Genomic DNA, 21,788 nt, shown 5'->3' with positions numbered 1-21,788 from the left:
TTGGCGGATCGTCCGGGGAAGGAGGTTTCTGGCCGGGAGCTTGGGTCATTGTCGAGGTTGGTGAGGCAAGACTTGAGACGGGCTTGGCGCCAGCAGGATCAATCGTTGAAGCCGCGCGTCTTTGAAGCAGAAGGAATAGCAAAAGAGAAAAAGGGAAAACCCTCGTTCACTAAACAACTCGTTCAAATGGGTTTTTTGCGTGAGTACCGGCTCGAGCGCTACATGACTGAGCCGATCCGAATTGTCGCCGATGGTACATGAACGGAAATACGCCCGAATCAGGGGCACGCCCTAGGACGTGGTCATCCCGCATCAATTTTCATCCAGGGCGTCACGATAAGCGCACGGATACGTGTCATCGTGTTAAATGCTTTGCGCTTCTGGCAAGGCTGGATTAAATTGACGTTCGCCGCCGCAGAACCAGCATCCGCGCCGCCCAACCGGCATTTCGGAGCAAGTGCTCCGTGCAGAACCGGCAGCGTCGCACGATGTGCAGCAGTGCGTGTCCTGAATGAACGGAGTGATATCCGCCATGACACCCGTATAAGAACGGCCGGACATTCGTTTTTTTCGCCAGTCTCTCGCAACACCGTGTCGCCAGCATCGCCGGCTTCGTCCGTGTACGTTGACCATTCGTGGTCGCCGTTCATCTGACAAGCCGCAAGATGTCGTAGCAAGCCGCTGGGTTGATGCGGTCCAAAAGAAGCACAAAGAAGTACAACTTTGCGAAGTCCAAAGCGAAACAAAAGGAGAAACCATGAAAGCAGTCGATATGTTGAAGGCACTGGGCGTCGTGCTGTGCGTTGCGGTCGCGTCGAGCGCATATGCTCAATCAAGCGATGCAGCGGCCACCACGGACGCGGCAACCGCCAAGGCTACGGCCAAGAACACCAAGAAGACCGACCGTAAGCTCGGTCTCGATGTGCGCCGTGCCTTGGGCAAGGCACAGGGCATCGACGTGTCGAACATCTTTGTGCGCGCACGCGGCGGTGCCGTGACCCTGACGGGTTCGGTGCCGGACGGCGCCCAGATCCCGAAGGCAGAAGAAGTTGCGAAGGGCGTAGCCGGCGTGACGTCGGTGTCGAACAAACTCTCGCTTTCGCCGCAAAACGGATCGTGATGCAAGCTTGAGCCTCGTGCTTTCGGAAGGCCGCTGCGTTGCCCTTAACGGCGCGGCTTGACGGGAATCGAATGGTTCAAGAAACGGGTTCCGGTGCTTCGTGCGCCGGAACCCGTTTTGCATGTGTGGTCCGGGAAATTGTGGTCCGGGTATTGCCGGGTAGTGGCGCCGCGCCGGTTTGTGGTTGAGTGACGGGATTGCGCGCAGCTTGCGTGGAGCTTGCGGACGCGTTCAAACCGATAAGAACTCAGGGAGACACCATGAAGCGATTCCCGGTATCCATGACGCTCGCCGCCCTGGCGCTTGGAGCAGGTCTGGCGGCATGCCATGGAAACGACGACGACAACAATGGCTCGCAATCCAACTCACTGCCGAGTTTCATCTCGGGCAGCGTTCGCACGCAGACCTACGACGGCAATACGGACGACCTTCTGACAGCGGGGCTGGGCAAGACCGGGCTGGCATCGGCGAGTGCGCCTTCTGTTGCGAACGCAGCGTCGCCGAGCGCCGCCGAACTCAGGCGCCTTGCGATCTACTCGAACTATCGCGCGCTCGTGGATATGTCCGCGAACGGCGGATACGGGCGCTTCTGGGGACCGAATGTCGACCTGAACGGCAACGATACCCTCGGCGAAGGTAAGATCGCCGGCAAGGAATATCTCGCGTACGCCGACGATGGCAGCGGCAAGAAGAACGTCAGCCTCCTCGTGCAGATTCCAGCGAGCTTCAACCCGGACCAGCCGTGCATTGTCACGGCGGCTTCGTCTGGGTCGCGTGGCGTGTACGGGGCGATATCGGCGGCGGGTGAATGGGGCTTGAAGCGCGGCTGCGCGGTGGCCTATACCGACAAAGGCAGCGGCAACGGCGCGCACGAACTTGCGACGAATCTGGTTACGCTGATCGACGGCACGTTGGCCAACGCGAGCGGCGCCGGCAAGACCAGCGAATTCACGGCGAATCCGGGCGCGACGAGCATCGCGGCGTTCAATGCACAATTTCCCAATCGATACGCGTTCAAACACGCGCATTCGCAGCAGAACCCGGAGAAGGACTGGGGCACGAATACGCTGCAGGCAATCCAGTTCGCGTACTGGGCGCTCAACGATACCTACGGCGCAGTCGATGGCAGCAACCACAAGACGCGCTATAACCGCGGCGACGTGACGACGATCGCGGCATCGGTGAGCAACGGCGGCGGCGCGTCGCTCGCGGCCGCCGAGCAGGACACGCAAGGCTGGATCACGGCGGTGGTGGTCGGTGAGCCGCAGATCAACCTGAAGGTTCCATCGCAGGTGTCCGTCCGTCAGGGCGGCGTGCCGGTCGCGTCGTTCGGACGGCCGCTTGCCGACTACATGTCGCTCGCAAATCTGCTCCAGCCATGCGCGGCGCTCGCGCCGGCGGCAACGGGCGCGCCGTATCTCACCGCATTGCCGCTGGCTACGACCACTGCCATCCGCACGGCGCGATGCGCATCGCTGGCGTCCAGCGGCGTGATTTCCGGCGGCGATGTCATCAGCCAGGCGAACAGCGCGTTGGCCCAGCTGCATCAAGCCGGTTATCAGACGGACTCGGACCTTCTGCAGGCGCCGATGTGGGATTCGCAGGCCGTGCCCGCCGTTGCCGTGACATACGCCAATGCGTACACGCAATCGAGCGTCACGGACAACTTATGCAACTTCAGCTTCGGCACGACCAATGCGCTCACCGGCGCGGCCGGCGTGACGCCGCTCGTCTCGCCCATGCCCACCGTGTTCGGCAACGGCAACGGCGTGCCGCCCACCAACGGCGTCAATCTGGTCTACAACGCGGGGAATCCGGGCGCGGCGGATCATCGCTTCGCCACGACCGATGCAAGCTTCGCCGGCGCGTTCTGCGTGCGTGGCCTGTGGACGAACGGCGACGCGCGCATGACTGCGAGCGTCGATGCAATCCGGGTGAATGCGAACCTGCACGGCAAGCCGGCGATCATCGTGCAGGGCCGCTCGGATACGCTCGTGCCGATCAACCACGCGTCGCGCCCGTACGCCGCCATGAACAAGCTCGCCGAGGGCAATTCGAGCAATCTGTCGTTCTACGAGGTGACGAACGGCCAGCATTTCGATGCTTTCCTGAGCGTCGCGGGTTTCGATAACCGCTTCATCCCGCTGCATTACTACAACCTGCAGGCGCTGAACCTGATGTGGGCGCACTTGAAGAACAACGCGCCGTTGCCGCCTTCGCAGGTCGTGCGTACCGTGCCGCGAGGCGGTGCTGCGGGGGCGGCGCCGGCTTTATCGGTGGCGAATCTGCCGGCGATTTCCGCCGCGCCCGGCGGCAACGCGATCACGTTCGGTGGCGGTTCGGTGAACGTGCCGCAGTGAGCGAGGTTTCTACGGCGTAGGCGCTGAGGCGGGTGCAGGCGCGCTCACGACCGGCGTCTGCACGACGATCGGCGTGGGCGTCAGCTCCGGCGAATTCAATATCAGCGACGGCGCGAGCGGATGGCTCGTGACATCGTCGCCAGGAATGGGGGAACTGCGCGGCACGGTGCGCAGGTAATGGCCCACGAGACCGAAAAACCGATCGTAGAATTTGCCCGCGGGGACGGTTTCGCTCGAAATCTTGACCATGGAGTCGCTGTTCGAGCGGATCGGCAAGGACAACGAGCCGAGCACGCTCAACCCCACGCTTGCCGATGTATCGCTTTTCTTCAGCGTATAGCCGTCCTGCACGGCATTCACGTACGCAATGCTCGTATTGCTCGCGTTTTCGCCCGGTGTGCAAACCACATGAAACGATACAACTACGTGCGTTTCCGGCGTCGGCTGGAAATTCTTGGTGGCGTCGACGGTATCGGGCTGGGCCATTGTCGTCATGTAGCCTTGGCTTAACAACGCGCGGCGCGAGGCTTCGCAGGTTTCCTGGCTGGTTGCATCGTAGTTGTGCGCAAAAGGACTTATGCCCGTCGAGAACATCTCGGCCTGATAACTCGGCGTGGGCGCGGCCTTGCCGCCACATGCGGCGAGAATCAATAAAGGAAAAGCAAGGGAAAGGCGGGAAAGCGGCTTGTACATGACAGTCTGCGGCAAAAAACAAGGAACATCGGCGGCATAGATTGTAGTGCGCCGCGAGGGCGGACGTAAAAAGGTGAATAATTACGCAAGGGCAATTAACTGATGAAAACGTCTACACCTTGTCATATCTTGGTCTGACGGATTAACGAAGGAGGTTCAATGTGAGGAAAAATCTGTAATGGCGAAGAAAGTGACTCAGATCATTCAGACGCTCAACGAGACGCAGTGTGAAACAACTGCCGAGCTTACCGGCGAGAACGACAAAATTACAGTCTCCTTAAATCCTGCGTGCCCGCCTCGGCTGGATTGGAACTCGTTAGCCGCTGAATCTGCTGCCGACGTCGACTTCCTTGATCTGCGCCCGGATGTAATCCCAATCACGCAGCCTTCCCGGCGTTAGAAATCGCTCGGCTATCGGGCAGGCGCCCATGCTTGTGTCGAGGTTCATCCAACCTTGCACTGCGCACGTCAACGGTACAACTCTCGCAGCTGAACTGCCATTTAACGTTAGGTGGCTAATATCTGTTCAAGTCGTAGCGTGCGACTTTTGCCGAGAATCCCGAGAGCGTTGACGTTCGTTGAAGACTGTCCCCTGGCGTCTAGTGCAAGGCGTAAGTGTTGCGAAACCATCGACAGCCCCCGGAAACCTGCAACGCGCAGGGCCAGGTCAACCCGGACCATTGTTATTTGCGTGGTAGACCCCGCCGGTTTGAGTAGTCAATCACCGCCACTCTGGTAAATCGATGCCGTGATTGGGCGGGGACGTCCATCCCATTACTTTTAATATCGGATAACCACGTGGCGTGGAAGATCCGCGCTTCAACCGCCTGCAATCGACTGAAAGTCTGAGTAGGTCTCCGTGTAATTGGCGGTCTTGCCGCCCGAGGTCACAGTGATTCCGACCGTGTTCGTATTCACAGCCGACAACGTCTCCACAGTGTCATCTGTCGTCAGTTGCACAACACCCTGCTGAAGGTCTCCACCCGTCACGATGACAGCTGTCGGCGTCGACACGTTGAATGCAATGACCGCATCGCTCGCCGACACGCTTACTGCGGCGCTGCTCGTAACCGAATCCGTTGTCGGGTTCGTCCCGTGAATGCGCGTCATGGCCAGCGATGAAACCGTGATCGTGCCGCTCACATTGCCTGAAGTCGACGTGCTCTGGGTGCGGTTTATCGTGATCGAAGGCGCGGTTGCCGTCGTCGTGGTCAATCCCGTGCTTGCATCGAAGGACACGGCGATGTTGATCGTGCCATTAAGCACATTGGTTCCCTTGCCCGATACCAGCGTCACGTTGTTCGCGGTTTCTGTAGCGGTGTACGCCCAATCGCTGGTCTTGCTGCCGACTTGGCCGCTCGCGCTCTGAACCTGAAGCGATATCGTGCCCGTGGCCTTCGCGTCATTCGCGACTGTCGCTGCCTGCACTTGCCCAATGCACTGATTGAAGGTGACAGTCGCGCTCTCGCCTGCTTGCAGGCCAGCTGCGCCAGCGCTCTGTGCAACGACATCAACAGAGCCGCCGCCCGCGCACGCCGTGCTCGATGCGCCCGTGGCAGACGACACGTCCTGCACGAACGATGACACTACCGACGTATAGATCGCCGCCACACCCGGTCCTGCGAGCATGCCGAACGCGCCGGCATACTTGGCCACGTGTTCGCTCTGAATTGCAGTCGAAAGTTTCAGTACGTTGGAAACCGGCGCATCGGAGCCGCCGCCTCCGCCGCAGGCGCTCAAACCCAATGATGTCGCAATGACCACCGCCGCCGCGGTAGATCGAATCCCTTGATACAAAGCCATGCCAACTCCAGTAGTCTTGCCGCGCTTGCGCGGAATCGTGAACGGGGCGCGCCCCAGATGTTCCAGTGGGTTTGCGTGGAAAGCGGCGTAACCGTATGCACTGTGAAACCCAACTTTCAAGCGGATTATCACGGCCTGCGAAACGAGTTGATTCATCGAACAACGGCCAGAAAAATGGTCAATTCAAACGGCACTTAAATACAGTCGATGAACTTTTTTACCAGACGAAAGAGGCAGCCGGAACCTGGGCACGTCATTGCGCGGAGCGGCGAGCGGTCATTTTTCCTTATTTCGAATTACGCTTAAAAGCGGTCACTATTCGTCGCATCGAATCGAATCTTGAAACCTTAAAGTCTCGACTTCCGGGAAAGCCGGGCTAAAAAGGAGAGGGGCGGTGAGGAAATTTTTGAGCGCAGCTGCTGCTGCGGGAGTGGCGATATGTTCATCAACCGTACAAGCGCAAGAAATCTATGCGCACGCGGGATCATTGGGCGCAGGTCTTGGAGCCGCTTACTCGTTGACAACGTGGGCAGGTGTGCACGCAGAGGTAGAAGGTTTCGGTCTTTCGCATTCGGTAACCGTGGATGAGAACAAATACGACGGGCATCTAAGCCTCAAGCAGGGCGGCGTTTATCTCGACTTGTTTCCGTTTCGCAATAGCGGCTTTCGAGTCACCGGCGGTGCGCTCATCAACGATGACGAGTTGAAAGCCCATGCCGTTCCAAACGCGCAAGGCAACTATAAGATCGGGGACGATTTCGTACCCGCTGTGGGCGCGGCACCGTCAGCAGTGGCGAAGTTGCCCACAGTGATGCCCTACATCGGATTGGGATACGGGCACAAGCCGGTATCGAAGGGGTTTGGCTTCACCTTCGACATCGGCGCGGCCTATGGTCGGCCGCATGTCGACTACAACATCCCGGCAATCTACAGCTTGTTCACATCTCAGGACAATATTCTGCAAGCCGAACAAAAAGTAACCCGCGAAGTGGAGAAGTACCATTGGTATCCCGTGGTTCAATTGGGGATCACTTATCGGTTTTGATCGACTCGCGCCTCCATTTCGCGGCATAAGCGAAACTGGCGGACTTCTGCGCTCTATGGCCGGACCACAGTCATTCGAAACGGCCCGCCGTTGGCAGCTGCATGGGCTACTGCTTCGTTCGCGTCGTCCAGCGCAAACGTGGTGACGTCAAAGTGCCCAAGATCCAGCAGGCCCGCGCGGATCAAGCCGGTCATGTGCGTCACGGCTTCGGGCGAATACATCCATTTGCCGCGCACCGTAATGTCGTTGCGCATGATCCAAGGATAAGGCAGGTCAAGTCCATCGCCGCCAAGCATGCCTACACCTCCCATTAGCACGACGCGGCCGTAAGGGCGCACGGCCATAATTGCCGCGCGCACTGTTGTTGTTGTGGCCGAGGGTGGCAACAGATCGATTACGCAATCAACAGGGCCGGGAGCGGACGCACGCATGCCCTCGCGGTCCTCGTCCTCGTTGCCCGAGAGTTTTACGATCCGCACGCGATCGCCGAAGCGTCGCTTGAGATCTGCGAGCGCGTGTTCGTTGCGCCCAGGCGCGACGACACAGCGCGCCCCCATCGCAAGCGCTGTCGCGACGCAAGCACTGCCAAAATTTCCAGTCGCACCGCTCACAAGCAGTATTTCGCCGGCTTGGAAGTTGGCGGCAAGCAACCCGCCGTATGGTACGAGCATGGTGTTGAGCGCGCACCAGCGCGCGGCATCACCTGGGTCGATCTCACCGATTCGAATCGCGTTTTCGGTCGGCACGCGCACTTGTTCGGCGAAGGTGCCGTCGTGAAAATGCCGTTGCAGACGCATGCCGCCTTCACCCCGTGCGCTCCAGCCCTGAAGGGTGATATCGGGCATCAGGGCGTCATCGCGTGAGCGCACGGTCGGGTCGCAAAACACCCAGTCCCCCGGCTTCAGGTGCGTCGCGTCGGGGCCGCTTGTCCGCACCCGCCCGATCGCGCCGCATCCCGGCACCATCGGTAAGTCGATCATGTAGCGTCGTTTGCCGTTGAACACTTCGTTCGCGTAGGACAAAACGGGGGCGGCGACGACGTCAACGACGACTTCGCCCGTGCCGATTTTCGGTGCCGGTATTTCTGCGATATCGAGGGGCTGGCCAAGTATCTTCAGGATTGCAGCTTTCATGGCGTTTTCCGTTTGAATGGTTGGGACGGCCCATTCTGGCAGGCTTAGAATAGGCAACAAGGCCTAGTACTATCCTAGGACTCAAGCGACCCTCCTACAGGGGAAAACAAATCATGGCGACAACGAGCCGAAGTGAATTTGGCGATTTTTTGCGCTCACGGCGCGAGAAGCTAAGCCCTGTCGAGCTCGGGCTCAAGAGCGGCCGGCGCCGTCGTACGCCGGGTCTGCGGCGCGAGGAAGTAGCGGAGTTAGCGGGCATCGGCGTCGACTGGTATGTCCGGCTTGAGCAAGGCCGAACGGTTAGTCCGTCCGATGCCACGCTCGATGCTCTTATCAGCGCCCTGCGTCTAGGAAAGGTCGAAGCGGCGCACTTGCGTGCCTTGGCGCGCAATGGCGATCACCGAGACTTTGCGCCAGAGCGTGTGCCGCCGGTAATCGAGCGTCTTATCAAGGGCCTAAATTTGCCGGCGTACGTCGTTGGGCGGCGCTGGGACATTCTTGCCTGGAACGCTGCCGCCGCAGATGTCCTTGGCTTTGATCGCCTCGACGCATCGAACCGCAATATTCTTGCATTCATGTTTATCGAAACAGATTCGCGGCGGCTGTTCGGCCGAGGCTGGACTGACGAAGCGCGCCGCATGGTTGCGCTCTTTCGCGCGACTCACGATCTCCATGCTAGTGATCCCGCTTTCATAGAATTGGTCGAACGCGTGCAAGCCCATAGCCCGGAATTCAAGAAGTGGTGGAATGCACATGACGTTCGCGGCAGTACGTCTGGGCAGAAGGTGCTCACCCATCCCAAACGGGGCGCACAACGCTATGAATACGCTACGTTTCAAGCGAATGACGATCCGGCGCTCAAGCTTTCGCTCTACACGCCTGTGTGAATGAGAAGAGTCAGTGGAAGGACCTCGCATTTCGAATAGCTAGCAAGGTACATCCGCCTAGCTCAATGTTTCTCTTCCGACTCCCGGCAAAATTGAGCCGGTGCGCGAGCCCCAACATACCGCGAAGCTATGGCTTTGACATAGAAGCGAGCGGGTTGCGCCGACCCGCGATTCAGATCTCATGGTCGGCTGTTCTGTGAAAGATTGGAGGTCTTTAGCGGGTCATTACGCCATTAGGGTTCGTTATTTGACTTCACATCGCGCGGTCAGCAACCAGTTTTTGCCAACTTACCGCCCACACCGACCTGCACATCTGCATTGGGCTGATTCAGGTAAACACTCGGCGGGAGTATTTCAGACAGGCAAGCCGCTCAGTTGAGGGTTTACGCTGAGAGAGGCCTAATACGTCGTTTGTTGTCAGGCTGTCGGCTAACGTGCGGTACACAACTTGGTCCGTAACCTTGTTGGCGCTCAAAAGTGGCATAAGTTGTTGAATAAAATTGAATTTTTCGACCGATAAAATTGGGTCAACGTTGGTTAGACGCAGGTAATGAACGGGGGTTTCGAGGTGTCGACATAATTCTTGTCCCTCTGTTCTATATCCGTTCTTGAAATTACCGATCGGTGTGCCATATACTTAGCACTCGTCGCACGAGAGTGCTAACAGTTTTCCGTTCGGTGGTTCCATGGACCGCCGAACGGGCTTCCCGCGTTTTATTTTTATAGTCTCAGTTAAGAGAGGAGTGTGTATGAACCTTCGTCCTTTGCACGATCGCGTCATCGTCAAGCGTCTGGATCAGGAAACCAAGACTGCCTCGGGCCTCATCATCCCCGACGCTGCAGCTGAAAAGCCGGATCAAGGCGAAATCCTGGCCGTCGGCCCGGGCAAGCGCGATGACAAGGGTACGCAAAACGCCCTCGACGTCAAAGTGGGCGACCGCGTGCTGTTCGGTAAATACGCTGGTCAGACCGTCAAGGTCGACGGCAATGAACTGCTCGTGATGCGCGAAGAAGACATCATGGCCGTTCTGGTCAAGTAATCACCTTCAAGCCTGCGGCTCTCCAGCCGGCGCGATCGAACCGCTTTCATGCGACTCTCGCCCGGCCTGGCAGATAGCCAAAAACTGAAACGAATCAAGGAGTTTGAATATGGCAGCTAAAGAAGTTGTATTTGGCGATATCGCCCGTGCAAAGATGGTCGAAGGCGTGAACATCCTGGCCAACGCGGTCAAGGTCACGCTGGGCCCTAAGGGTCGTAACGTCGTTCTGGAACGCAGCTTCGGCGGCCCGACGGTCACGAAGGACGGTGTTTCGGTTGCGAAAGAAATCGAACTGAAAGACAAGCTCCAGAACATGGGCGCGCAAATGGTGAAGGAAGTTGCTTCCCGCACCAGCGACAACGCCGGCGACGGCACGACGACGGCTACGGTTCTGGCCCAGTCGATCGTTCGCGAGGGCATGAAGTACGTTGCGTCGGGCATGAACCCGATGGACCTGAAGCGCGGTATCGACAAGGCAGTTACGGCTGCTATCGAAGAACTGCGCAAGATCAGCAAGCCTTGCACGACGAATAAGGAAATTGCACAAGTTGGCGCGATTTCGGCTAACAGCGATTCGTCGATTGGTGACCGCATTGCAGAAGCAATGGACAAGGTCGGCAAGGAAGGCGTGATCACGGTTGAAGACGGCAAGTCGCTGGAAGACGAGCTGGATGTGGTTGAAGGTATGCAATTCGATCGCGGCTACCTGTCGCCGTATTTCATCAACACGCCGGAAAAGCAAGTCGCCGTGCTCGAAAACCCGTTCGTGCTGTTGCACGACAAGAAGGTTTCGAACATCCGTGATCTGCTCCCGATCCTGGAACAAGTTGCGAAAGCTGGCCGTCCGCTGCTGATCATCGCTGAAGATGTCGAAGGCGAAGCACTGGCAACGCTGGTTGTGAACAACATCCGCGGCATCCTGAAGACCGTTGCTGTCAAGGCTCCAGGCTTTGGCGATCGTCGTAAGGCCATGCTGGAAGACATCGCGATCCTGACCGGTGGTCAAGTCATCGCTGAAGAAACCGGCCTGACGCTGGAAAAGGCTACGCTGGCTGAGCTGGGTTCGGCCAAGCGCATCGAAGTGGCGAAGGAAAACACCACGATCATCGACGGCGCTGGCGAAGCTGTGAACATCGAAGCGCGCGTGAAGCAAGTTCGCACGCAGATCGAAGAAGCAACGTCTGATTACGACCGTGAAAAGCTGCAAGAACGCGTGGCCAAGCTGGCTGGCGGCGTTGCAGTGATCAAGGTTGGCGCTGCGACCGAAGTCGAAATGAAGGAAAAGAAGGCACGTGTTGAAGACGCACTGCACGCAACGCGCGCAGCTGTGGAAGAAGGCATCGTGGCCGGCGGCGGCGTTGCGCTGATCCGCGCTCGTCTGGCACTGAAGGACCTGAAGGGCTTGAACGCCGATCAGGACGCAGGCATCAAGATCGTGCTGCGCGCGATGGAAGAGCCGCTTCGCCAGATCGTCACGAACGGCGGCGAAGAAGCCAGCGTCGTGGTGGCGGCAGTTGCAGCCGGTACGGGCAACTTCGGCTACAACGCAGCAACGGGCGAGTACGTCGACCTGGTGGAAGCCGGTGTTGTGGACCCGACCAAGGTGACGCGTACGGCACTGCAAAACGCGGCATCGGTGGCAGGTCTGCTGCTGACGACCGACTGCGCTGTGTCGGAACTGCCGAAGGAAGACGGCCCGATGGGCGGCGGCGGAATGCCGGGCGGCATGGGCGGCATGGGCATGGACATGTAATTTCGGCTTCTGCCGGAATTGCGTGACAACGCGGGCTTCTTCGGAAGTCTGCTGTTGTGCCAAAGAAAAAACCCGCATCGGGCAACCGATGCGGGTTTTTTTATCGCTTTGGATCTAAGCGTTATTTGTTGTTCTGCTCGCGCATCTGTTCAGCGGCGGCTTTGTAGTCGTAGGTCGGATAGAACTCGGTTCTATAACCGCCCCACGCGGTGGATTCAATCGCGCGATTCACTTCACGCAATTTATCGGCGGGAACGCGTAGCGTCACCACCTGGCCGATACCCATCATCACGTACCACGAAACCACCTGAACGCCTGGCGGCGGAAACGCCTTGAAGTAGCCTTGCTCCTTCAATTGCTGGTTGATCTGCGGCAGCGTCTTCGACTCGTCGTGCTTGAGGAAAATGGTGAGCAGGAAGGTTCCATCGCCTACCGGCGCAGCCGTATTTGTTGGGTTTGGCGCGGGCGCGTTTTGCGCCATTGCCGACGACAAACCGCCAGCCAGGATCAAAGCAGCGCTCAGCCGCTTCACATACTCACGCATCGACTTTCTCCTTTACGGCCACGCCTTTTTTAGGTCGGGCATTCAATGCCCGGCGGCTTTTCACGCGTAACGCGTTGAATTGCGCGGCGCCGGCGGCGGTGTTGTCAAAGATGCACCAGACGTCGCGCGCTTTCTTCGCCCGATCGTGCAGCGTGAGGGCGAGGCCGTCGAGAAACGGATATTCGTACGATGAACGATACACATCCGGCGAACCATGCAGCCGGAAGTACGCAAGCGACGTATCCGCCCGATGCTTGATGGCGCAATCGTCGGGTTGGGGATCGGCATCGACGTAAGCGACGCTTTTCGACTTCAGCAGCGTGGCAGCGCCCTTCGCGAACCAGCTTTCGTGCCGTGCTTCGAGCGCAACGGGAATTCTGGTGCGCTCGCGCATCGATGCAAAAAACGCTTCGGCTTCGTTTTCATCGAACGCGAGACTGGGCGGCAACTGGACGAGCCAGCAACCGAGTGTGTCGCCAAGCTGTGTTGCGGATTCAAGGAAAGCATCGAGCAGCGGTTCGCATGCAACGAGGCGCGCGTCGTGCGTGATCGCCTTCGGGATCTTCACCGAAAAGCGAAACGTGGCGGGCACGCTGTCGCGCCATCTCGCATACGTCTCCGGACGATGCGGCCGATAAAAACTCGAGTTGATTTCAACGCACGTCAGCACCTGCGAATAGCGGGCGAGATGCGTGCCGTCGCCGGGAAAGTGCTCTCCGACGGCATCGGTCAGCCCCCATCCGGCGCAACCTATGCGAACCGCGCCGGGAGGGCGATGTTTGAGCGACGGGAGCGAAGTTTTGCGCAGCGGCATTGTCTAGTTTCGCTCCAGTTCAGTGTCAGTGGCGTGCTTCGCCGGGTGCGACGGGTGGCGTGTCGACCACCACGGGCGGCGTCTCTTCGTCATCGTTCGAACGGGCCCAAAAGAATCGATCCGGCATATAGGCGCCCATGCCGGGCCTGAAGGCGGCTCGCGTCGCCTGGAATACGTACTCTTGCGCTTCGCGCGCTGCTTCCGCCGGTTCCTGCCCGTTCGCCAGTAACGCGGCGATCGCGGAGCCGAGCGTATCGGTGATGCCCATCATGCGGTGTTCAGTGCGATCCCACGTGTCTTGGCGGATCTGGCCTTCCTCGCTATACAGCGTGTTCACGTGCCTATGCGTGCCCGTTTCAGTCGCCAAGATGTACTCGCAGCCCTGAGAGAGCAGATGCGAAATCGCGGCGTCGAGCGTGGGCGCTTCGGCGTCACCGTCAGGCTGCGCGAGTTGCAACAGAGTGGCGTGGTCGGCGACAAGCATAGTGGTTTGCGGCACTAGCAAATCGGCCATCGATTCTCGCAATTCGTCCGCAGCCAGCACATGTTCGTCATCGAGCGTGAAGTCGGGCGCAAGGATCAGCGGCACGTCGTCGTAGTCCGCGACGACTTCCGCGATCGCAGCCACGACCTCCGCGCGCGTCGCTGCGCCGATCTTGAACGCCGCAACGGGCATATCCTCCAGCAACATGCGGGCCTGAGTGCCGACGGTTTCAGGGTCGAGCCCGGTGACTTCGTCGCAGGTCGCGGAATCGCGCACCGTATAGCCGGTCAGCACGGTCAGGCCGTGGCAGCCCATGCTGGCGAGGGTCAGCAAGTCCGCCTGCAGGCCGGAGCCGCCGGTCGGGTCGGACAGGCCGAAAGTAAGAACAATAGGAGGGGTATCGCTGGGCATCGAATGGTTTTTTCTGGTCTTTCGGCTGGAAAAAGCTGGTCTGGGCAGCCGGACAATGGTTTAGTGCAAACGGCACGATTATGCGGCCTAAAGATGAATCGCCACATGATCCGGCGACTTTTTCCCGCGAATCTCAAGTTGAATCGGCCTGAACATCGAGCGAACGGAAACGCTGCGCAAGGCGTGATACTTGCTCTACTAATATTGCGCGCCATTGAGACCACTGGCGCGCAATATTGATTTCGATCATGGCGGAAACCAGGCTGATCAGCCAGCGCTGCTGCATTGCTAGGCATCGCGGCGCCAAACCGGTACCATCATGCACTCATTTAACCGATTCCCCGACGCGACATAAGCATGGAATACAGAAGCTGGATGTGCCTGATTTGTGGCTGGATTTATGACGAAGAAGCGGGTTTGCCCGAGGAAGGCATTGCGCCGGGCACTCGCTGGGAAGACGTTCCAATCAACTGGACCTGTCCCGAATGCGGCGCCCGCAAGGAAGACTTCGAGATGGTTCAGATCTGAGCATAGGCTCGGACGAGACGCAGCAAAGCAGATAAAACCGCGCGCCGCATGGATGGGATGCCTTCATGCGGCGCGTCTTGTTTACGGTATTGAAGGCGGGAAAAGCGCATTAGAAGGAAATGCGGTACGACGTGGCGCGTCGAGGCGGCAGACAACGCGACCACGGGCGAAGGCTCCGGGCCAGTTCATTGGCGAGACGCCTGAAACGCCAAACCGCAGAAGTGTTCGGCCAGGCAAAACGATTCGGCAAACGTAGGTCCGGGTTTATATCGCAAGACGTAGGCAACACGCGGCCCGGGTTCGACCCAGATCCATCCGATGCACGGCTTGGCGCCGTGCGTTGGCTCGTGAGCGTTCCATGACTACTCTGTCCGGCTTGACCAACACGTTCCAGGCATTGCCCAATCCACGCGGCGGCGCGGTGCGGATTGCAGAAATGGCGCTGACCGACGCGCAGCATGCTTTCTTGCGCGAGGGCGATACGCTCGGCGTCTTGCGGCGCGCTATCGGCGCATTGCACGCGGCTGGCTGGCTGCCCGCGCAACGTTTCGCCGAGACGCTCGTGCTGGTGTCGCCGCTGGCGGGGTTATCGGAGAAAACGCGCAACCAGTTTGCCGAGGCCTTGCGCGACTTCGGCTTTGCCGTCGAGCGCCGGAACCTGCGCGAACTTGCGTGCTCCACGCTGCTTTTCGAGCATTACCGCGGCTTGCATGCGCTGATGGCCGCGCACACGCGCGCCGCCCCCGTTTCCTTCGATGACCTCGCGCTCGCCGGCCGCGCCATTCCGCCTGCCACGCTGCGCTCGGTTTCCCCGGAACGTCTCGGGCGGGTCCGTGCGCATTACGAGCGCGCGCTGCTTGTCCTGCTGCGCTCGAAGGTGGACGAGGAGCGCGGGCAGGCCGAAACCATGTCGATTCTCGACGCCTGTCTGGCGGACCTCGCCGGCCCCGATCCCTACGATTTCTGGCGCCTCGCCGGCGCGGTGGTCCAGGCGCTGCGCCTGCAGCCCGATGCCGATAACGCCGCCGACGCCCGTCGTCTGTACGCGCGCTTCAACCTGATCCTGGCCGATCAGGCGCACGGCCTCACTTACGCGCCGAAGTCCCTCGTGCGCGCGGCACTCGCACTGTTGTGGCGCGATTACGCGTTATATGGCGCGTCGGCGGAAGATTCTCTTCAGGTCGATGTCCTGCGCGACTACGGCCTGACCGTCCACTGGCATGTCGCGGGCACGCAAGCCTCCGAAGAAGCCTGGGAGAAGAACGCGGAGCAGGCGCGCGACGGGTCCACGCGCGATCTCGGCGTGCTGCGCGTGAACGCAGCGGCTTACGAGGATTTCCTGACGAGCGCGGAGCCCGCCATTAGTGCGTTGATCGAGCAGGGGGCGGCGGCGCGGGAGGCGAGTCGTATCGATGTCCAGGCGGCAATCAAGGCGGCTGACGCGGCGTATCGATTGGGCTCGGCAGCATGCACGCTGGGCCTGGGCCACGTTGCGCTGCTTGCCGATACCTTGGGTCTCGCGTGGCGGCGTATTGCCTACGAGGCGCAAATGATTCCCGACAGTCCATCGCTCGATGCCACCATTCCCGAGCGCGCCGCTCAGGCGCTCGGCGCGATGCTGCATCAGGCGGCGGCGGGAATCGCGCCGTCGGAGGGCGGCGCTTCGGTGGCGGCGCTGACCGCGATGATCGAACGTGGTCTGGCCGCGGTTCGCTGAGTTTTATTCTTCGTCGGCTGGATCAGGCCCGGACGCGCTTTTCACGACCGCATAACGCGCCAGCGTGGTTTTACGGGCGGTATCGTGATCGACGACGGGCAGCGGGTATTCCGCGCCCAAAGCGATTTTCGCCGCCTTCAGCGCGTCCGGTTTGGCTTTCCACGGCGCGTGGATGTCCTTGTCCGAAAGGCCGGCCAGTTCCGGCACGTAATGGCGGATGAACTTGCCTTTGGCGTCGAATTTTTCTGACTGCGTGATCGGATTGAAAATGCGGAAGTAGGGCTGGGCGTCGCAGCCGCTGGAAGACGCCCACTGCCACCCGCCATTATTCGATGACAACTCGAAGTCGTTCAGCAGCGACTCGAAGTACCGTTCCCCGCGACGCCAGTCCAGCCCGAGATCCTTCGTCAGAAAACTCGCGACCACCATCCGCAGCCGGTTGTGCATGTAGCCCGAGGAGTTGATCTGGCGCATGGCGGCATCGACAAGCGGATAACCCGTGCGGCCTTCGCACCACGCGGCGAAATTGCTGTCGGCCACGTCGCCCGTTTCCCATTCGATGCGGTCATACACCGGCTTGAACGCCTTGTGATCGCCGGGCACGCCGACCTGCGGAAAATGGTGCAGGACGGAAAAATAAAAGTCGCGCCAGATGAGCTCGGATAGCCACGTTTCCGCACCCCGATTGCCGTGACGTTGGGCGTCGTGCGCGGTCCGTGCCAAAGCGCGGATCGAAATAGTGCCGTGTCTCAGATGCACGCTCAAATAGCTCGGACCCTTGATCGACGGAAAATCCCGCGTCCGGTCGTAATCGATCATGCGGTCGCGGAAGTCATCGAAGAGCTGGTACGCGCCGCTCGTGCCGGCGGGCAAAGCCGGCGCGTGCTCCTTGCCGAATCCGAGCGATTCCAGCGACGGAATCCCGTGCTTCACGCCGTTCGGCGGCTTCGCCAAAGCGGAGAGGTTGTCCTCCGACGCATACGGTTTCAGCGCATCCGGCGTAAGCGATGCCAGCCAGTTGCGCTTGTACGGCGTGAAAACCGTGTACGGCTTGCCGGCGCCCGTCAGCACGTCGTCCTGATGGAAAATGGTCTGGTCCTTGAACGTGAAAAACGCAACGTCGGCGCTCGCCAGCTTTTTCTCGATACCCTCGTCGCGCGCTTTCGCGGACGGCTCATAATCGCGATTGGCGAAGACCGCGTCCACGCCGCATTCGCGCACGAGTTCGGGAATTTCATGCGATGGCATGCCGTGACGCACGATCAGTCCGCCGCCGGCTTCGCGCAGGGTTTGGTCGAGTTCGATCACGCTCGCGTGAATAAACGGCACGCGCCGATCGTTTTTCGGCAGAGGCGACAGAATTTCGCGGTCGAAAACGAAGGCGCACAGCACCCGGCGACAGCGTGTTAGTGCGTGATAGAGTGCAGCATGGTCTGCCACGCGCAGGTCTCGTCGAAACCAGACTAGCCCCAGTTCAAAGTCGGCCATCAAGTATCGCCTTTGTTAAAATCCGAATTATGTCCAAGACACCCGATCGCATCAATTTGACGAATCAGTTCCTGATCGCCATGCCAAGCATGGCCGATCCCACGTTCTCGGGGACTGTAGTCTACCTTTGCGATCACAGCGAGCGCGGTGCGCTCGGCCTGGTGATCAACCGGCCGACCGACATCGACCTCCAATCGCTTTTCAATCGTATCGACCTGAAGCTCGAGATCGAGCCGCTCGTGCATTTGCCCGTGTATTTCGGCGGGCCGGTGCAGACGGAACGCGGTTTCGTGCTGCACGATCCCGCTGACGGCGATGTCTATACATCGTCCATGAGCGTTCCCGGCGGCCTTGCCATGACCACGTCGAAGGACGTGCTCGAAGCGGTCGCAAGCGGCAAGGGTCCTGAGCGCTTTCTGCTCACCCTCGGCCACGCCGGCTGGGGCGCGGGGCAACTGGAAGAAGAAATCGCAAAGAACGGCTGGCTGACGGTGGAAGCCGATCCGCGCATCGTTTTCGACGTACCCGCCGAGGACAAGTTGCAAGCGGCGCTGTCGTTGCTGGGCGTGTCGCTCTCCATGTTGTCGGGCGAAGCGGGCCACGCATGACGGGTGATGACCGTATCGAAACTCGTATGGAAGCCACGCTGCTCGCTTTCGATTACGGCGAAAAGCGCATCGGCGTCGCGGTTGGCAATACGTTGACGCGGCACGCACGGGCGTTGACGGTGCTTGAAAACCGCAGCCGTGAGTATCGGTTTGAAGCGGTTGGTCAGTTGATTGCAGAATGGAATCCGCGCACGGTGATTGTCGGCTTGCCGATGCATCCCGACGGCACGCCGCACGAAATGACGCAGCTCGCCACGCGTTTTGGCAATCAGCTGAACGGCCGTTTCAGCGTACCGGTGAGCTGGGTGGACGAGCGGTATTCTTCGGTGGAAGCGAAGGCCGAACTGAAACGCAACGGCGTGAAGATGAACGCGAAGGGCCGCTATGACGACATCGACGCCGAAGCCGCCCGCGTCATCCTGCAACAGTATCTGGACCAACTTTCCGACGATCAATCATGAGCTCCATTGACGCCGAGGCGTTGTACCGCGAGTTGCTCGGGCAGATTCGCGCGGCTTATGGCGAGTCGCTCTCGCAAACCAATGGTCCTGTCCTTGCCGGCATTTATAGCGGCGGCGTGTGGCTCGCCACGCGGCTCGCGAAAGACCTGGACGTGGCGCAGTTTGGCGTAGTGAACGTCGCGCTGCATCGGGATGATTACGCCAAGAAGGGCCTGCATAGTCAGGCAAGCCCGACATCGCTTCCATTCGAAATCGATAACGCGAAAATCCTGCTGATCGACGACGTACTGTCTTCCGGACGCACCGTTCGCGCAGCCGTGAACGAACTCTACGATTTCGGCCGTCCGGCGCGGATTGAACTTGCCGTGCTCGCCGATCGTGGCGGCCGCGAATTGCCCGTGGCGGCGCGTTTTACGGGTGGTGTTGTGGATGTGTCGGCGGATGCCAATCTCGTGCTCACGCAGCGCGACGACGGCACGCTTTCATTCAGCATCGAAGCACGCACGGGATAAAGCACGCGCGGTACGCATTCTTCTTGTTACGCATCAAGCACCACCAGGATCCACATGAATATGGCCACTCAGGGTTCTGCCGAAAGCAGCGCGCCGGAAAGGAAGCCGGCGGTGACGCGCCCCGGCTTTCTCAGAGGCAATCCGCAGCTCACCAAAAACGGCGAACTCAAGCATCTGCTCACCATTGAAGGTCTGCCGCGCGCGATCGTCACGCATATTCTCGATACCGCCGAACAGTTCGTCAGCGTGACCGATCGCGAGATCAAGAAAGTGCCGTTGCTGCGCGGCAAGTCGGTCTTCAACCTGTTCTTCGAAAACTCCACGCGCACGCGGACCACGTTCGAGATCGCCGCCAAACGGCTTTCGGCGGACGTGTTGAACCTGAATATCAATGCATCGTCCACGAGCAAGGGCGAATCGCTGCTCGACACCATCAACAACCTTTCCGCGATGCACGCCGACATGTTCGTCGTGCGTCATGCGTCGAGCGGCGCGCCGTATCTGATCGCCGAGCATTGCGCGCCGCACGTGCACGTGATCAATGCCGGCGACGGGCGTCATGCGCATCCGACGCAAGGCCTGCTCGACATGTACACGATCCGCCATTACAAGAAGGATTTCCGGAATCTGCGTGTGGCGATCGTCGGCGACATTCTGCATTCGCGGGTCGCGCGTTCGGACATTCACGCGCTGACCACGCTCGGCGTGCCGGAAGTGCGCGCGATCGGGCCGCGTACCTTGCTGCCGAGCAACCTCAACGAGATGGGCGTGCACGTGTATCACAACCTCGACGAAGGCCTGAAGGACGTCGATGTGATCATCATGCTGCGGCTGCAGAACGAACGCATGAGCGGCGCATTGCTGCCCTCGGCGCAAGAGTATTTCAAGTCTTGGGGCCTCACGCCCGAGCGACTGGCGCTCGCCGCGCCCGACGCCATCGTGATGCATCCGGGTCCGATGAATCGCGGCGTCGAAATCGATTCGCAAGTGGCCGATGGTCCGCAATCGGTGATTCTCAATCAGGTCACCTTCGGGATCGCCGTGCGCATGGCGGTAATGGGCATCGTTGCCGGGAAGAATGATTAACCCAATGAAAATACATATTCAGGGCGGCACGCTCATCGACCCCGTGGCGGGCACTGAAACCCTTGCCGATGTGTTTATCGATGAGGGAAAGATCGTGGGCATCAGCGATGCGCCAGCCGGTTTTCAGGCGGCGCGTACCTTCGATGCAAAAGGCCTCGCGGTATCGCCGGGTTTTGTCGATCTGAGCGCGCGGCTTCGTGAACCCGGTTTCGAACACAAGGCCACGCTCGAATCCGAGATGGCGGCGGCCGCTGCTGGCGGCGTGACGAGCCTCGTGTGTCCGCCGGACACCGATCCCGTTCTCGATGAACCCGGTCTCGTTGAGATGCTGCGCTTTCGCGCAGACAAGTTGCATCAGGCGCATGTATATCCGCTGGGCGCGTTGACCGTCGGACTGAAGGGCGAAGCGATCACCGAGATGGTCGAGTTGACCGAGTCGGGATGCGTTGGTTTCTCACAAGCCGATACGCCGATAGTGAACACCCGCACGCTCCTGCGCGCGCTGCAATACGCGACCACTTATGGTTATGCCGTTTGGTTGCGTCCGCAGGACAGCTACATGGCGAGCGGCGGCGTGGCGGCGAGCGGCGCGGTGGCGTCGCGGCTCGGTTTGTCGGGCGTGCCGGTGTCGGCGGAAACCATCGCGTTGCATACCATTTTCGAGCTGGTTCGCGTCTCGGGCGCGCGCGTGCATGTGTCGCATTTGTCGTCGGCGTCGGGCGTCGCGCTCATGCGCCAGGCGAAGGCCGAAGGCCTCCCCGTTACCTGCGATGTCACCATCAACCACGTTCATCTGACGGACATGGACATCGGCTATTTCAACTCGCAGTTTCGTCTCGATCCGCCGTTGCGCTCGCAGCGCGACCGCGATGCGATTCGCGCGGGTCTGGCCGATGGCACCATCGATGCAATCTGTTCCGATCACACCCCGCTCGATGACGACGAAAAACTGCTGCCTTTCGCCGAAGCCACGCCGGGCGCGACAGGTCTGGAATTGCTGCTGTCGCTGACGGTGAAGTGGGCGCGTGAGGTGAACATGCCGTTATCGAAGGCGCTGACGCGCATCACGAATGCACCGGCGGGCGTGCTCAAGCTGAACGCGGGGCGCGTTGCAGTGGGCGATACAGCCGATCTCTGTCTCTTCGATCCCGCCGCCGAATGGCTCGTGGAACCGGCGACGCTGAGAAGCCAGGGACACAACTCGCCGTTCATTGGTTATGAGTTGCCGGCGCGGGTGAGGGCGACAATTGTCGCGGGGCACATCGCGTATGAAGCACTTCGCAGTTGAGGATTGAGAGACC

At 59.9% G+C, this 21,788-nt stretch carries 24 protein-coding genes; 14 read left to right on the top strand and 10 right to left on the bottom strand.

What is annotated here, in order from left to right:
* Nucleotides 1–105: 105 nt before the first annotated feature.
* Nucleotides 106–261: a hypothetical protein gene (locus HB633_RS19580; RefSeq protein WP_213779848.1), complete on the top strand. Its 156-nt coding sequence runs from the start codon at nucleotides 106–108 to the stop codon at nucleotides 259–261.
* A gap of 41 nt (nucleotides 262–302) precedes the next feature.
* Here HB633_RS19580 and HB633_RS19575 read toward each other — a convergent pair whose 3' ends face one another.
* Nucleotides 303–650, bottom strand: coding sequence for a hypothetical protein (locus HB633_RS19575; protein ID WP_213779847.1), 348 nt, complete (start codon nucleotides 648–650; stop codon nucleotides 303–305).
* Between the two features lie 107 nt (nucleotides 651–757).
* Between HB633_RS19575 and HB633_RS19570 the strand changes: the two genes are divergently transcribed.
* Nucleotides 758–1,120, top strand: a complete 363-nt coding sequence (locus HB633_RS19570; protein WP_213779846.1) for a BON domain-containing protein — start codon at nucleotides 758–760, stop codon at nucleotides 1,118–1,120.
* A 260-nt stretch (nucleotides 1,121–1,380) separates the two neighbouring features.
* The gene (locus tag HB633_RS19565) at nucleotides 1,381–3,480 is read left to right on the top strand and encodes a D-(-)-3-hydroxybutyrate oligomer hydrolase (protein WP_213779845.1); all 2,100 of its coding nucleotides are present in this window, start codon (nucleotides 1,381–1,383) and stop codon (nucleotides 3,478–3,480) included.
* Nucleotides 3,481–3,489: 9 nt separating this feature from the next.
* Here HB633_RS19565 and HB633_RS19560 read toward each other — a convergent pair whose 3' ends face one another.
* From HB633_RS19560 to HB633_RS19555, 3 genes are all read right to left on the bottom strand, one after another.
* Complete coding sequence (locus HB633_RS19560; protein ID WP_213779844.1) at nucleotides 3,490–4,173, bottom strand: DUF2242 domain-containing protein; 684 nt, start codon at nucleotides 4,171–4,173, stop codon at nucleotides 3,490–3,492.
* Nucleotides 4,174–4,489: 316 nt separating this feature from the next.
* Nucleotides 4,490–4,621, bottom strand: coding sequence for a hypothetical protein (locus tag HB633_RS30960; RefSeq protein WP_255581018.1), 132 nt, complete (start codon nucleotides 4,619–4,621; stop codon nucleotides 4,490–4,492).
* Between the two features lie 371 nt (nucleotides 4,622–4,992).
* On the bottom strand, nucleotides 4,993–5,976 hold the full coding sequence (locus HB633_RS19555; protein WP_213779843.1) for a hypothetical protein: 984 nt from the start codon (nucleotides 5,974–5,976) through the stop codon (nucleotides 4,993–4,995).
* Nucleotides 5,977–6,370: 394 nt separating this feature from the next.
* Between HB633_RS19555 and HB633_RS19550 the strand changes: the two genes are divergently transcribed.
* Complete coding sequence (locus tag HB633_RS19550) at nucleotides 6,371–7,021, top strand: hypothetical protein (RefSeq protein ID WP_213779842.1); 651 nt, start codon at nucleotides 6,371–6,373, stop codon at nucleotides 7,019–7,021.
* Nucleotides 7,022–7,074: 53 nt separating this feature from the next.
* Here HB633_RS19550 and HB633_RS19545 read toward each other — a convergent pair whose 3' ends face one another.
* Nucleotides 7,075–8,154: a medium chain dehydrogenase/reductase family protein gene (locus HB633_RS19545; protein WP_213779841.1), complete on the bottom strand. Its 1,080-nt coding sequence runs from the start codon at nucleotides 8,152–8,154 to the stop codon at nucleotides 7,075–7,077.
* A gap of 113 nt (nucleotides 8,155–8,267) precedes the next feature.
* On the opposite strand from HB633_RS19545, the gene HB633_RS19540 reads away from it, so the two are divergent.
* The 3 genes from HB633_RS19540 to groL all read left to right on the top strand — a co-directional run bounded on the left by HB633_RS19540 (nucleotide 8,268) and on the right by groL (nucleotide 11,834).
* Nucleotides 8,268–9,041, top strand: a complete 774-nt coding sequence (locus HB633_RS19540) for a helix-turn-helix transcriptional regulator (RefSeq protein WP_213779840.1) — start codon at nucleotides 8,268–8,270, stop codon at nucleotides 9,039–9,041.
* A gap of 749 nt (nucleotides 9,042–9,790) precedes the next feature.
* Nucleotides 9,791–10,081: a co-chaperone GroES gene (locus HB633_RS19535; protein ID WP_031362728.1), complete on the top strand. Its 291-nt coding sequence runs from the start codon at nucleotides 9,791–9,793 to the stop codon at nucleotides 10,079–10,081.
* A gap of 109 nt (nucleotides 10,082–10,190) precedes the next feature.
* On the top strand, nucleotides 10,191–11,834 hold the full coding sequence (gene groL, locus HB633_RS19530) for a chaperonin GroEL (protein WP_213779839.1): 1,644 nt from the start codon (nucleotides 10,191–10,193) through the stop codon (nucleotides 11,832–11,834).
* Between the two features lie 121 nt (nucleotides 11,835–11,955).
* Here the strand turns inward: groL and HB633_RS19525 are convergent, their stop codons facing one another.
* The 4 genes from HB633_RS19525 to HB633_RS19510 all read right to left on the bottom strand — a co-directional run bounded on the left by HB633_RS19525 (nucleotide 11,956) and on the right by HB633_RS19510 (nucleotide 14,373).
* Nucleotides 11,956–12,315 carry a hypothetical protein gene (locus HB633_RS19525; RefSeq protein WP_255581034.1) on the bottom strand — a complete coding sequence of 120 codons (360 nt, stop codon included), beginning with the start codon at nucleotides 12,313–12,315 and terminating at the stop codon, nucleotides 11,956–11,958.
* A gap of 55 nt (nucleotides 12,316–12,370) precedes the next feature.
* Nucleotides 12,371–13,192 (bottom strand): DUF72 domain-containing protein, encoded by an 822-nt coding sequence (locus tag HB633_RS19520; protein WP_213779837.1) that lies wholly within the window; start codon nucleotides 13,190–13,192, stop codon nucleotides 12,371–12,373.
* 25 nt (nucleotides 13,193–13,217) lie between these two features.
* On the bottom strand, nucleotides 13,218–14,087 hold the full coding sequence (locus tag HB633_RS19515; protein WP_213779836.1) for a hydroxymethylpyrimidine/phosphomethylpyrimidine kinase: 870 nt from the start codon (nucleotides 14,085–14,087) through the stop codon (nucleotides 13,218–13,220).
* Between the two features lie 133 nt (nucleotides 14,088–14,220).
* Nucleotides 14,221–14,373, bottom strand: coding sequence for a hypothetical protein (locus HB633_RS19510; protein WP_213779835.1), 153 nt, complete (start codon nucleotides 14,371–14,373; stop codon nucleotides 14,221–14,223).
* A 71-nt stretch (nucleotides 14,374–14,444) separates the two neighbouring features.
* Between HB633_RS19510 and HB633_RS19505 the strand changes: the two genes are divergently transcribed.
* On the top strand, nucleotides 14,445–14,615 hold the full coding sequence (locus HB633_RS19505) for a rubredoxin (RefSeq protein WP_025527884.1): 171 nt from the start codon (nucleotides 14,445–14,447) through the stop codon (nucleotides 14,613–14,615).
* A gap of 358 nt (nucleotides 14,616–14,973) precedes the next feature.
* Nucleotides 14,974–16,332, top strand: coding sequence for a hypothetical protein (locus HB633_RS19500; RefSeq protein WP_213779834.1), 1,359 nt, complete (start codon nucleotides 14,974–14,976; stop codon nucleotides 16,330–16,332).
* Nucleotides 16,333–16,335: 3 nt separating this feature from the next.
* On the opposite strand, the gene HB633_RS19495 is transcribed toward HB633_RS19500, so the two are convergent.
* Nucleotides 16,336–17,820 carry a deoxyribodipyrimidine photo-lyase gene (locus HB633_RS19495; RefSeq protein WP_213779833.1) on the bottom strand — a complete coding sequence of 495 codons (1,485 nt, stop codon included), beginning with the start codon at nucleotides 17,818–17,820 and terminating at the stop codon, nucleotides 16,336–16,338.
* 29 nt (nucleotides 17,821–17,849) lie between these two features.
* Here HB633_RS19495 and HB633_RS19490 point away from each other — a divergent pair, with 29 nt between their 5' ends.
* Genes HB633_RS19490 through HB633_RS19470 form a run of 5 tightly spaced genes read left to right on the top strand, consistent with a single transcriptional unit; the run spans nucleotide 17,850 to nucleotide 21,775 of the window.
* Nucleotides 17,850–18,428 (top strand): YqgE/AlgH family protein, encoded by a 579-nt coding sequence (locus tag HB633_RS19490; protein WP_062167622.1) that lies wholly within the window; start codon nucleotides 17,850–17,852, stop codon nucleotides 18,426–18,428.
* Nucleotides 18,425–18,889: a Holliday junction resolvase RuvX gene (gene ruvX / locus HB633_RS19485; RefSeq protein WP_213779832.1), complete on the top strand. Its 465-nt coding sequence runs from the start codon at nucleotides 18,425–18,427 to the stop codon at nucleotides 18,887–18,889. The genes HB633_RS19490 and ruvX overlap by 4 nt, the downstream gene beginning before the upstream one ends.
* Nucleotides 18,886–19,401, top strand: coding sequence for a bifunctional pyr operon transcriptional regulator/uracil phosphoribosyltransferase PyrR (gene pyrR, locus HB633_RS19480; protein ID WP_213779831.1), 516 nt, complete (start codon nucleotides 18,886–18,888; stop codon nucleotides 19,399–19,401). The genes ruvX and pyrR overlap by 4 nt, the downstream gene beginning before the upstream one ends.
* A gap of 54 nt (nucleotides 19,402–19,455) precedes the next feature.
* Nucleotides 19,456–20,487, top strand: a complete 1,032-nt coding sequence (locus tag HB633_RS19475) for an aspartate carbamoyltransferase catalytic subunit (RefSeq protein WP_213779830.1) — start codon at nucleotides 19,456–19,458, stop codon at nucleotides 20,485–20,487.
* Nucleotides 20,488–20,491: 4 nt separating this feature from the next.
* On the top strand, nucleotides 20,492–21,775 hold the full coding sequence (locus HB633_RS19470; RefSeq protein WP_213779829.1) for a dihydroorotase: 1,284 nt from the start codon (nucleotides 20,492–20,494) through the stop codon (nucleotides 21,773–21,775).
* Nucleotides 21,776–21,788: the final 13 nt, after the last annotated feature.

It is taken from the genome of Caballeronia sp. dw_276, assembly GCF_018449635.1.
GTDB lineage: Bacteria > Pseudomonadota > Gammaproteobacteria > Burkholderiales > Burkholderiaceae > Caballeronia.
The sequence above is the reverse complement of the archived record's forward strand: the minus strand, read 5'-3'. Positions and strand labels throughout refer to the sequence as shown.